The 11,138-nt window shown below is 53.2% G+C and carries 11 protein-coding genes and 5 pseudogenes; 9 read left to right on the top strand and 7 right to left on the bottom strand.

The genetic code is table 11. The features are described 5' to 3' along the window. A pseudogene (locus AO277_RS06945) lies at positions 1–94 on the top strand (IS5/IS1182 family transposase); the annotation flags it as partial. A 52-nt stretch (positions 95–146) separates the two neighbouring features. On the opposite strand, the pseudogene AO277_RS06940 reads toward AO277_RS06945, so the two are convergent. The 7 genes and pseudogenes from AO277_RS06940 to AO277_RS06910 form a co-directional block, all read right to left on the bottom strand. Continuing rightward, positions 147–620 (bottom strand): annotated as a pseudogene (locus AO277_RS06940) (ParA family protein); the annotation flags it as partial. 377 nt (positions 621–997) lie between these two features. Beyond that, a complete protein-coding gene (locus tag AO277_RS06935) occupies positions 998–1,489 on the bottom strand; it encodes a GNAT family N-acetyltransferase (protein WP_044319812.1) in 492 nt (163 codons plus the stop codon). Positions 1,490–1,559: 70 nt separating this feature from the next. Then, entirely contained in the window at positions 1,560–1,751 is a 192-nt protein-coding gene (locus tag AO277_RS06930; RefSeq protein WP_005736137.1) for a hypothetical protein, read from the bottom strand. A gap of 250 nt (positions 1,752–2,001) precedes the next feature. Continuing rightward, positions 2,002–2,299: pseudogene (locus tag AO277_RS29390) on the bottom strand (hypothetical protein). A gap of 10 nt (positions 2,300–2,309) precedes the next feature. Further along, positions 2,310–2,531, bottom strand: coding sequence for a hypothetical protein (locus tag AO277_RS06920; protein ID WP_003347740.1), 222 nt, complete (start codon positions 2,529–2,531; stop codon positions 2,310–2,312). A gap of 34 nt (positions 2,532–2,565) precedes the next feature. Further along, positions 2,566–2,982, bottom strand: coding sequence for a TraR/DksA family transcriptional regulator (locus AO277_RS06915; protein ID WP_044319811.1), 417 nt, complete (start codon positions 2,980–2,982; stop codon positions 2,566–2,568). Between the two features lie 35 nt (positions 2,983–3,017). Beyond that, complete coding sequence (locus tag AO277_RS06910) at positions 3,018–3,242, bottom strand: carbon storage regulator (protein ID WP_007253517.1); 225 nt, start codon at positions 3,240–3,242, stop codon at positions 3,018–3,020. A 993-nt stretch (positions 3,243–4,235) separates the two neighbouring features. On the opposite strand from AO277_RS06910, the gene AO277_RS06900 reads away from it, so the two are divergent. The 8 genes and pseudogenes from AO277_RS06900 to AO277_RS06860 form a co-directional block, all read left to right on the top strand. Continuing rightward, complete coding sequence (locus tag AO277_RS06900; RefSeq protein WP_005736138.1) at positions 4,236–4,445, top strand: hypothetical protein; 210 nt, start codon at positions 4,236–4,238, stop codon at positions 4,443–4,445. Between the two features lie 587 nt (positions 4,446–5,032). Beyond that, the gene (locus AO277_RS06895) at positions 5,033–6,178 is read left to right on the top strand and encodes a lytic murein transglycosylase (RefSeq protein ID WP_236691286.1); all 1,146 of its coding nucleotides are present in this window, start codon (positions 5,033–5,035) and stop codon (positions 6,176–6,178) included. Between the two features lie 253 nt (positions 6,179–6,431). Then, positions 6,432–6,919: pseudogene (locus tag AO277_RS29625) on the top strand (YagU family protein). 508 nt (positions 6,920–7,427) lie between these two features. Beyond that, positions 7,428–7,898, top strand: coding sequence for a TIGR03757 family integrating conjugative element protein (locus AO277_RS06880; RefSeq protein ID WP_044319809.1), 471 nt, complete (start codon positions 7,428–7,430; stop codon positions 7,896–7,898). Further along, positions 7,898–8,836: a TIGR03756 family integrating conjugative element protein gene (locus AO277_RS06875; protein ID WP_044319808.1), complete on the top strand. Its 939-nt coding sequence runs from the start codon at positions 7,898–7,900 to the stop codon at positions 8,834–8,836. Before AO277_RS06880 ends, AO277_RS06875 begins: the two co-directional genes overlap by 1 nt. A 20-nt stretch (positions 8,837–8,856) precedes the next feature. Beyond that, complete coding sequence (locus AO277_RS06870; RefSeq protein WP_044319814.1) at positions 8,857–10,227, top strand: integrating conjugative element protein; 1,371 nt, start codon at positions 8,857–8,859, stop codon at positions 10,225–10,227. A 2-nt stretch (positions 10,228–10,229) separates the two neighbouring features. Next, a complete protein-coding gene (locus AO277_RS06865; RefSeq protein WP_044319807.1) occupies positions 10,230–10,598 on the top strand; it encodes a hypothetical protein in 369 nt (122 codons plus the stop codon). Next, positions 10,595–11,068: pseudogene (locus AO277_RS06860) on the top strand (conjugal transfer protein TraG N-terminal domain-containing protein); the annotation flags it as partial. The gene AO277_RS06865 and the pseudogene AO277_RS06860, both read left to right, overlap by 4 nt. Positions 11,069–11,138: the final 70 nt, after the last annotated feature.

Below are 11,138 nucleotides of genomic sequence, written 5' to 3'. Positions count from 1 at the left end.
GCGTTACGACAAGCTGGCAAGTAGCTTTAAAGCGATGGTCACACTGGCTTGCATCGAAAGATGCTTGCGGGCTGACTTTTCAGACAAACCCTAGGAGACGTGTCCATGATCACAAAGTGATACCCGTAGGCGGCGGCGTATTCCTCGGCAAGCTTCCTTATTCTAGTAATAGTCCTTATTGCGAGCGGGTCGCCCTGATAAACATCACTCCACCGGCTTGATATTTTCTCTTCATACAGATGCATCGTCAACCGACCGGGAATAAGGTGCAAATTTGGAGCTAGTGCAACTGGCGGAGACAAGATGCCTATCTCTGCTGTACCTTCTTGGGTCGGAGTTAGGAGGTAGTGAATAGATCGAACATTTTGATTTAGAGCTTCGAACTCTTCAACGGTGCTCTGCTCGCGAGTAGCCTTGAAGTCATCAATATAAGCATTTTCCTTTGCCCAAACATCCATCAGCCAATCTTGAGGGACTGAGAGAGTGGAAATATTGCACTGAGGATCCAGATCTATAATGAGAACTTTCTTACCCATTGTCGCGAGAGCATGTGCCAAGTGGAACGTCAACGTGGTTTTCCCCACTCCACCTTTGTTGTTGAATATGGAAATGGTTTTCATGCAGATTCCCTTCAAATAGGCATCGTGTGATGGCCGAGTGCCGGTAGGAGATCACACAACAGGTAAATAGCGCAAGGAGCGCAAGTGGTTCGGACTCAACCGAGCTGACGCATATCTGCGTGCTCTCCGAGAGTCATTTGGTTTGCGGGCACTCAGTGGTCCAAGGGCTCTGCAGCTTCATTGGCTGAACGGGATTGAGCCAGGATTCGATTGACGAGGGTGAAGATGGATGACCGCTACAGATTGACGATGTTGCCAGAGGCCGCGCTAACTCAGTTTTCGGATTGAATTTTGGCAGTTCTAGGCAGTAAGATTTTTCCCCACCCCTGTAGGCTACCCTATATAGCCCGTTCATGACGAAAGACTCCCTACATCGTTCATGAACAAGAAAAGTATCGAACAGAGCAGAAAGACTGAGGAATCTCCCGAAACCCCATCTGTACGAGTAAGCTCATCATACTGATCGAGGCTGGCATGCAACGCACTTGAAGCCTACGCCCAGAGTTCTTCATTTCTTCTCGAAATGTATTGATAACCCAGCGACCAAAACCTCGATTACGCCAATTGGGACTGATCAACAGTACGTTGAGATCTAGAATTGTCGGATCTTCTATAGCTCTGAGCACGCACAAACCTATCGCTTGCCCTTGAGCCTTGATAGCGTAAGTCATTACCATTGCTGGCTTTCCGCTGCTTAGAGCGTCATTTGCAGACTGCAATTCTGACGCGTACTGGGTGACCATAGTATTACTTTTGAGTCCGGTAAAGTGACCACGGCTCGCTTCACATTGAAGAAGCTCTAAGAAATCATCAATCCCCACTCTGCTCGCTTGACTGATCTCTGGCTCAACATACTGCACTCCGCCCATCTCACTCTTCCTTTGATATCGTGTTCGATAGTCCACGCAGACTTCATCTCGCGTGATAGGCAAACCCTACCTATCGGATCAGCAACTTTTCACGCAGCAGCTCAAGAAGCTTGACCCCAAAGGCTGCCATCATAAGAACAATTCCCAAGAAGAGAACGAGAATACCTGCCTCGGTGTACGCCAGATCTGCTGTTCGCTGCCCTGCTTCCCCCAGACCTATTGAGGCAAGAACCGCAATTACTTGAGCCACTGATGGTTTCATACGACGTTCCTTGTGTCTTTTCGGTGCAAAAGAGGTATTTTTCTACTGACCCAGCCCCGGCGACGGTATTCTGCTTTGAAATATGCCGGTGTCAACCGCTGAATCTACATTGAACAACTCTGCAAACCATGTTGCCCAACAACGCAGGATTGTCTGCACAGCGCTTTCCATCGAACCGCCACTGGATGCGTGTTCGGTTTCAACATAGGGGTTGGGGAGCAATAGTCGGTTAAGGCCTATAGGCACTGATCTACTCATCGTCACGAAGCACCCAGCCCGCTTTTGAAAAAGCCCACCGGGTCAGGACGAGGCTATCAAGGGGGGTCATACGGGCGGTTGCCCCATTCGTTACATGAGATGTTCACCCTTCTAGCATTTATGATCAGTGTTCCTGTGTGCCCTCCCCGGGAAATCAATTGGACTGAATCATCTGACTGTCGCTCGAATTCAATCCGAACCAGGATGGGATAGTCATACCCATCGCCTTTGGCCTTAAGCGGCACGGTAAACGCTATGAACCCCATAACAGGGGTAGCAATCGCGTTCATAGAATTTCCCTTAGCCCTTTGGCTGTGCAGCGGCCCATTGGATATAAGCGCTTTCGATCAACCACGCAGCATCAGCTGCTGTGGGTACAGGATTGAGCGCTATTTGAGCCAGCTTTTTTTCTATCCAAGTCAGCAGTGCGGTACGTCCTGCTGGACAAGGCATCAGATCGCGCTCCAAATGGTCGGCAAGCTCTGAAATAGCCACATCGCGCTCGACACTTTTTGCAGTCATCGCAATTCTCCTGGATCACATCGCTGCGGCGACTTTACTGGGCCACTTGGCGTTGGTGCATTCCCTTGGCCTCCAGCGCACGCATCGATTCGACCGAGTACAACGACTCGGGGACCAGTAGCAGGCGTTTTATGCCTATGGCCTCACCAGTTTCCTGACAAAAACCGTAGTCGCCCAGAGCGAGAATTTCCAGGGCCTTAAGCACATGGCTCAACGTCTGTCTGTCCCTTTCTATCATGCTTGCTGCCACCGCTCTGTTTTCCTCATCGGAAGCGAAGTCGGCTTCGTCCGGGTGAAGCTCGATTTCGCAACTGGCCTGACAGCTGAGCAAGCGATCACGAAGCTCTGCGGCTTTGACCTCCAACCTGTCTTTGAAAAAGGCCAGCTGGTCTCCGCTCATGTACTCGTCCTCAGCTTGATCCAGCAGTTGCTCAACACTCATCAATGCCATCTTGTGCTCCTGATCTGGTTGGTCATCCAAACTTCCTACTGAGTGACCAACGAACGCCACCGCCGCTTATGAGTAATAACAGGGCCAGGCTTGTGATCGGCCACTTCGTTCCCAACGGTTCTGCCCTGGGCCTCGACGACATCCGGGGCTTCAATCTGGATACGTACATCCCCAGTATCCTCTGAAACGCTTAAGACTTGGATCTGAATTCCATCGCCAATCATAATATTTTCACCTTCGCGGCGAGTCAGAAGGAGCATACGATTTTCCTCTTTACCTAGAAAACTGGATCAGCGCTCTGCCTCTGGCATAAACCAACGCTGTATCGAGCAACCAAAGGACAGCCACCACCGCTGCCCGGATGTTCAAGTCAGACGATAGACCTCGCGCCCAACTGACGAACAAAATCATGGCAGCCGTACCAAGGCACCGACCTGGCCAAGGGTGCCGGTCGATACGCTGGGCGTAAACCGAATACCAAAATGCATGAACGGGTCATCGCCCTCAACAGCGGTGGATGTAGCATTCCGATTAAAGCACGCAGCAAAACACGATGCAGCAACAGTGCGGCTTTACGTTTGGTCGTTATCGCTGATAAGCGATGTCATAGGTACCCTCGAGCCTCAAATTTCATGCTTTTTTGATGCAGATCAATAAAGATCCTCTGGGCCTATTGCTGGTGGAACCAAATCGCTGGCTACGCTAACCAAGGCCTGTGTTACGGAAAAATTGCGAAAAAGAGACGATTTATAGATGGTTGGATTACAGAAGACCGTAATCCAGTTACAGCGCTTTGTGATCCTCAATGGAATGCAATGATTTGACCCTAGCGGGCCAGTAAGACTTTTTATTCAAGGAGAAGTTCAATGGCAGGAATTAATAATTGGAGCAGCAATCTGGATGCCTACAGGATACTCCAAGAAGCGCAAAGTTTGACTGAGGTGCTTCCTCACTTAGATACGGCTTTTCCCATTGGGCCTGAAAGCATTGCGCCACCGGAGCATCACAACCATCGCGACCTTATTGGACAAGAGGAACACCGTGTCAGACGTCTTGCTGAAAACAGGAATAAGGGCCGCCCCCTCAGCACGTGCGTTCGGAAACGCCAGAAATAACAGTACGCGAAACTGAAACAAACAGGCTTATGCTTAAACGCTTCTGGATCTTCGGTGCGGAATTTGAATAGAAATCACCTTCCTCTCAGCGTCAACTACTCAGTTTTCAAACTCTATCAGCAATCACGGAAGAAGCACATGACCAATTTTTTTTACCTCGTAAACCCCAATGATATTCGGATTGATCGGAAGTCGAGTCCCCATACTGCTACAGTGCGAGGTGCGGGTGGCGAACCGGTACTGACGGTTCCCGCCAGCCTGCCTGACGAAGAAATAATGCATGTGGTAGACACGTTCAACCTTGTTTATGCGCAGGGATTTGAACTTACCAAACGGCAAGGAGGATAAGACGGCAAAGGTTCGTGTGTAGGAAACTAAAATCCTGCAAATCGAGATTGAGACGGCAGCCAGAAAAAGCAGATGCTCCGTCACCGGCTCAGCCGGCAGACATGACGGAGTGACTACCAAGCAGTGGAGGCGCAGCGAAATAAGAGCAGTAAGAGGGCCTGTTTCCTACAGGAAGTGCTGGCCGTACGGTTTGTCCCCGAATGCTGCGGGCTCCCTGCTGTCGACATAGCGTGACATTGCAGTATCTACATCGCCGATAGAAATTTTCAATGGAATTCAGCGCTTGGCGATGACCACGTATAGTTCTGTCATATGAACACATGGCTCAGCGCATAGGGTATGTAGATTATGCAAATCAGGAACACCTACCTCTCTTCAGTGATAAGGCTGGAGCAGAATACCTCTGATACCTCGCCCAAGTTAGAAGCACCACATAATCCACTTTCACTGAACGAGCACCGTATTGGATTTTTTACAGGAGAGCAAAAGCTATGCGTTCCAGGGTTATAACTACATCGCTGGTAGTCATTATGCTCTCATGTGCATCAGCCGCTCCAGCTTGCTTCTCCGCAGACATGACTCCCAGCGTGTCGAACGAGAGCACGTCAGAGGCGAATTTTCAGCAATGGCTGGCTACTTTCCGCAGCAATGCAACTACTAAGGGCATCGACACAGCCACACTCGATCTTGCTTTCCAAAACATCACGCTTGACCCTACTGTGCACCAGTTGGACATGGCGCAACCAGAGTTCACGACGGCCATCTGGGATTATTTGTCTGAACGTCTGACTCCGAAGAATATCCAGCAAGGGCAGGAGCTTCTGCAAAAAGAGCCAGTTCTGAACGAGGTAGAGCGTCACTACGGTGTGGATGCGAAGATTATCGCGGCCATCTGGTGTATTGAAAGCGGCTACGGTAAGGATATTGGTAGTCGCGATGTGATTCGTTCCTTGGCCACGCTTGCTTACAAGGGCCGGCGGATTGATTACGGGGCTACACAGTTGATGGCCGCCCTTCATATCCTGCAAAACAAAGACATTGCTCGCGCGCAATTGATTGGCTCGTGGGCTGGCGCGATGGGGCAGACGCAATTCATCCCGACAACCTATCTTGACTATGCAGTTGATTTTAACCACGACAATCGGCGCGACGTTTGGAGTTCCCGTGCCGATGCGCTGGCCTCCACTGCCTCTTATTTAAAACGCAGTGCTTGGAACTCGCGCATCTCTTGGGGACAGGAGGTGCAGTTGCCCGAGAATTTCGATTACGCTCAGGCTGACATGTCGATCAAGAAACCCGTTGCAGAATGGCAACGGCTCGGGGCGATGGGAACGACGCACGCGATTCCGGGCGAGCTCGCACAGGAGCAAGCATCGGTCCTGCTGCCTGCTGGTTATCGCGGGCCAGCATTTATGGTCCTAAGTAATTTCCGTAGCATCCTGCGCTATAACAACTCCACTGCCTATGCGCTAACGATCGGGCTACTAGCCGACAGTTATGCTGGCGGGACAGGCGTGTCTCACCCGTGGCCGACTGATAATCCTCCCTTGGGCAGCATTGCGCAGGTAACCGATTTGCAGAAACTGCTGACTGCTAAGGGCTACTCCCTGGGTGCTGCTGACGGTGTGATAGGGGCGATGACCAGGGCGGCCATCCGGGCTTACCAGAAGGATCAGCATTTGCCACCCGACGGTTACGCTAGCACTGTACTACTGGAGAGTCTGCGCCGATAGGTGTACTCACTTCATAGGTTTAGCTCGCTATATTTTTTTGGGGGGGGGTCGCCGGGTTACACCCCCCAGAAAGAAAGCGAAAAAATTTGTATGATCGTGTGCAGCCCCAGAATAAGATCGCTTCGATATTTATAATTTACCTATTAAAATCATAGTGATACGAATAGCCGTCGGGCACTTCTATTTTTAGGAAGCGCTCTGGGCGCGGATCTGGATCTCTCAAGCCTGGTCTATCGAAAGAAAGGATGTTGACTTGAAAACTCGTGAATATTGTGTAGCGGCAGCGGCCGGTTTAATTGGAGGTAACGTTTCTAGCTTTGTCAAGTGGGGGACGGAAATCCCATTTCCGCCTCGCACACCAGATCGTCCAATCCCGCCTTTAGAGATGCTTGATTCGCTCGGTATCAACGCTAATCAGCTTACCTACGTGTACTCCGACACATGGTGAATTATGGCAGCGCCTTGATTCACCAAAGCTTTTCCATTTTTTTCGCCATCTTCTATTGCCTGACTGCCCTTAGATATCCGCGTGTTGCCGTATGGCAAGGTTTTGGCTTTGGCATGCTTGTCACCCTGGCTTTTCACGGGGTAATTTTACCGATGTTTAACTGGGCTCCTCCGCTCTGGGAGCTTCCTCCAGCGGAATGGGCATCTGAAACCTTTGGACACTTGCTATGGATATGGGTGATCGAAGTCATACGTCGCGATCTGCAGCAACGTTGGTCGCCCGGCCCTGGTTAGCTGTAACGGCCTGCAATCGAAATGGCCTCAACCTGCGACCATCGCGTTTTTCGACCGGGATTGATTGCGTCTACCAGCTTGGCGGTAAAGGCGACATTTCAAGCTGTGCCAGCTCTGTGACGCGCAGGCCAGCTGTGTGAGTGAGCCAAAGCAGCAGCACGTCCGCTCTGGCGTGCGGCCTGTCATCGAAGCCACTCTTATGAGGTGTTTGATTTGACCAGGTCGAAGGTATGTTGCACGACGGATCTTGGCTGTAGTGGAACTCACTATCAGGATTGGCGGAAATTCGCTGTCGTTCCAAAGAGAGTCAGCAGCAGGCCTCCGGGAAAGCCTACCACCAGTGTTTATGCGGCGTTATAAGAAAATGCTACCGCGCCTGCTGCTCGATGGCAGGCGCACGGCCCAGACAGGCGCCACCAAACCCCAACCGTCCCGATAACGGTTTCCTACTGACGACAGTTCATTAATCGCGTTTTCTGTACCTGACACCATCTGCAGGTACTGCCACATGCTTCCCTCCAGAACCTTTTGCTTCAGATCCAAACGTAGCCTTTTGGGCTTCCTGGGCTTGGTCATGGCCTCACAGATCACCCTCGCACACGCGGAGACGTGGGTCATTACGGACCGTAACCATCCCGTTCAGACACCGGCACATGTCCGGCTGATTCTCCTGGACGAGCAAGAGCGGCTTGAGACCAAGCTTTCGGAAGGGCTACCAGCGAATCAGCAACAAGCCATCGCCATCATGCAGCAGCGCCTCAAGAGCGCCGATGCGCAGCGCTTGCAACGCGACCTGGCCTTAGCTCAACAAAACCTCGTAGACGCCTGGAGCATTGGGGTCACGAAGGTCCCAGCAGTGGTGGTCGACCGCACGTTTGTTGTGTATGGCGAACCCAATGTTCTGGCGGCGGAACAGCGCATTGCCCAGTGGCGTGCTGCCCACCATCAAGATGAAGCTGGCCAGGGAGATATACCGTGATGAACCTGCGCAAGCCTTCGGCATGGACGGCCTTGGCCCTGTCGATCTCGACCGGGCCAGCCGCTGCGGGCACCGTGACATCGGCCACCCTCGCCGCCTCAACCCTGTCGCCTGACTGCCTGGAATACAAGGTGGTCGGAATCTGCTACTGGCTGCTCTGCACCCCGTTTGGCTGCAAGGTGAAGACATCGACCAAGGTTCGCCACTTCGTTCCGGACGCGGTAGTTTCAAGCTACTCCAATACCGGCGAAAACCCTTGGGTCGAAGTCTCTTCGCTGAGCTCACCCACCTCATTCGCCCAGGATGGCGGCGACGGGACCATCAATCACAACAACGAAGACAGCCTGGCTAAATTCAAAAATGCTGACGTCATTGGTCACCCAGGGGGAGCGACGTTCAGCCGGTTTGCGAGTGCTTCTGGCTACGCCTGCCCAGGTGCTGCTACTCCATACATGCCTTACCTCTTGAGCACACTGGATACGGTTGCCTGGCGCCACGGCGTTCCTGAATCGGTGTACCCAGAGGCGCTCATCCCTGGCCGCAGAGAAGTGGGCGGCCTTTTCTCTGGGGACATGTGGGGTAGCGTTTACCCCCGGAGCGGCTTCATCCATCAAGCCGACGATTACAAGGCAGCTGCGGTCATTGCTCAACGTGCTGGCGATGTGGTCACAAGAATTGGACAAGTCCATGTCTACCTACCCCTACGCGCACTACCGATGCCAGGTTATTGGCCAGCAGGAGAACTGATTGAAGGCGTCGCTGCCACGGGTAAGTGGCAAGAGCTCACTCCTGCTCTCAGTCCAAGCTGCGCTGTATTTCCTAACTTTGGCCCGGGCATGCAGGCCACAGACGGCTCATACGCCTGGGCGCTATGGCGACCCTATTCCTGCTGCAAGCGGCAAGGACAAACCTTTCTTGGCAGTACGGACTTTCAATGATGATCAAGAGGACTTCAATCATGCGCCGCGCCGCCGCCATGTTGACTATCGCAATCATGAGCGCCCTGACGGTAAACAGCGCCCTTGCCGAGACGCCAGGGATCAGTGCCAGCTCGTCCGGCAGCGTCATCGGTGACGATGTGTTGTACAGCGTCGGTGGCGGCAACGCCGTGACCATGGGAAGCGCCGGGAACATGGACAGCATCAGCATTGGCGGTGGCTGGAACAGCAACCTGGTCTGCGGAAACATGAGCCTGAACAATACACTGGAGAATCAGTTGAACGGTGCCACTTCCGGCTTTCAGACGATCATGGGCTCGATGATCTCCAACGCCACCAGCGCGGTGGCTTCATTGCCAGGGCTGATTATCCAGCGCGCCAATCCGGCGCTTTACAACCTGCTCACCAACGGCATCCTGCAAGGCCGTCTTGATTTCGACCGCTCCAAAGGCACGTGCCGCGCCATAGCGGACAAGATGCTCGATGTCGCGGGAGGGCAGATGGGCTGGGACAAGATCGCCGAAGGCCAGGCCATGAGTCAGGCGGTGAAAACCGGAAACACAGACGCGGTCTCAGCCGTTGCTCAGGTCGAAAAGCAAGGTGGGAATGACGGTATCACCTGGGTGGGTGGAAGCAAGGCCGGGGGATCGGGCCAACAACCGATCAAGGTCGTAGGCGATGTCACTCGGGCAGGGTACAACCTGCTGAACGGACGTAATGCCGCTGATACAGCGTCTATCAGCCCATCGAGCTGCAACAACGGCATGGTGTGCTCCACTTGGTCTTCGCCGCAGGAAGCAACCACATTCGCCAACCGTGTTCTGGGAGAGCAGCAACAGCGCACGTGTGAGGGTTGCACCAAAACCACCTCCACTGCTGGCGTTGGGCTCACGCCCCTCATTCAAGAGTCCTACGACTCAAAACTCAAGGCGCTGCAGGAGCTCATTTCAGGCAACAAATCCCTCACGCAGGAGAACCTGTCGCAAGCCAGCAGTAGCTCTCTGCCTGTGACGCGTGGCGTGGTCGAGGCCCTTCGTTCCGAACACGACCAGGACATATTGGCCAAACGCCTTGCTTCAGAGCTCGCTTTATCAGATGTGCTGGGTAAAGCGTTGCTGCTTCAACGCACCCTGTTTACCGGGAGCAAGGAACCGAACATCGCCGCCAATGATGTGGCCCAGCAGGCGGTCAGTCAGCAGAACAACAACCTGCAACAGGAAATTGACAACCTGAAGACCGAGCTGGACATGCGGCGCAATCTGGCCAGCAACTCTCCGACCGCCATTCTGCAACGAGCTCAGAGCCGGCAGGAAGGCTCAAAGATCATCTTCCAGGGGGATCCCACACCGGATCGCCTCAAACAACTGCAAAGCCCGAAGAAGGAGGACTGACAATGACGTCAACCACAACAAAAACTGGACGATGGAGAAAAGCGGGTAAAGCTGCGCTGACTTTTCTATTGATGTCATTACTGATGGCGCTACTGGTCGTGACGTTTCTGACGTTCGTCGACAAGGTGTTTGGGGATCTGGAGCAATTCAGCGAATGGCAGAGGACGCACTACGGGTACATGCTGGCCTGGCGGCTGTTGGTCTACGCAACGCTGGCCTTCGGATGGCTCAAGATCAGGAAGCAACTGGTTCAACAGGCATACTCCGATATTCCCGCAGGTCTAATGCGATGTGAGGTGATCGCCCTGCTGTTGATTGCATTGATGGAGCTACGGCGTGCCGGCCTACTCGAGGGAGTCAGTACACTATGATGTTACACACCAATGATTACCTGGAGTATTACCTCACGCTGGTGGGCTGGATCATCAACAGCGGCGTCTGGGACATGATCGAGGACAGCGGTTTGGTGGCTGCGCCGTTTGCCGCCATCATCATCAGCGAATGGCTCAAGGCACGTGCCGAGGGGGCCGACGAAGGCAACAAAGGGGTGCTCTCACTGGCCCGAGTCGAGAACCGCTTCTACACCGCGATTCTGGTCATCATTGTCTGCTGCATGCCTTTGGTGACCGTCAGCATCGACACGCTGCGGTTTGACCGAAGCCGCTCGGAGCAGTGTCAGTATTCGGTCCCCAACCCTGCCGATACGGGCTGGAACACCTCATTCAGTACCTTGAACGGAAAAAGCGCCGTTGTTCCTGCGTGGTGGCTATTCGTGCATGCGATGTCAAAAGCCGCAACCGCAGCCTCCATCGCGGCGATCCCTTGTGGTGTAGACCTGCAACTGTCAACGCCAACTAAAAAGTGACCCCCTTCCGTGCTAAATCGCCAACTTAGTTTTGACCCCCCTCGGG

Source organism: Pseudomonas amygdali, assembly GCF_002699855.1.
GTDB classification, from domain to species: Bacteria; Pseudomonadota; Gammaproteobacteria; order Pseudomonadales; family Pseudomonadaceae; genus Aquipseudomonas; species Aquipseudomonas amygdali.
This window is presented reverse-complemented; position numbering and strand designations above follow the sequence as displayed.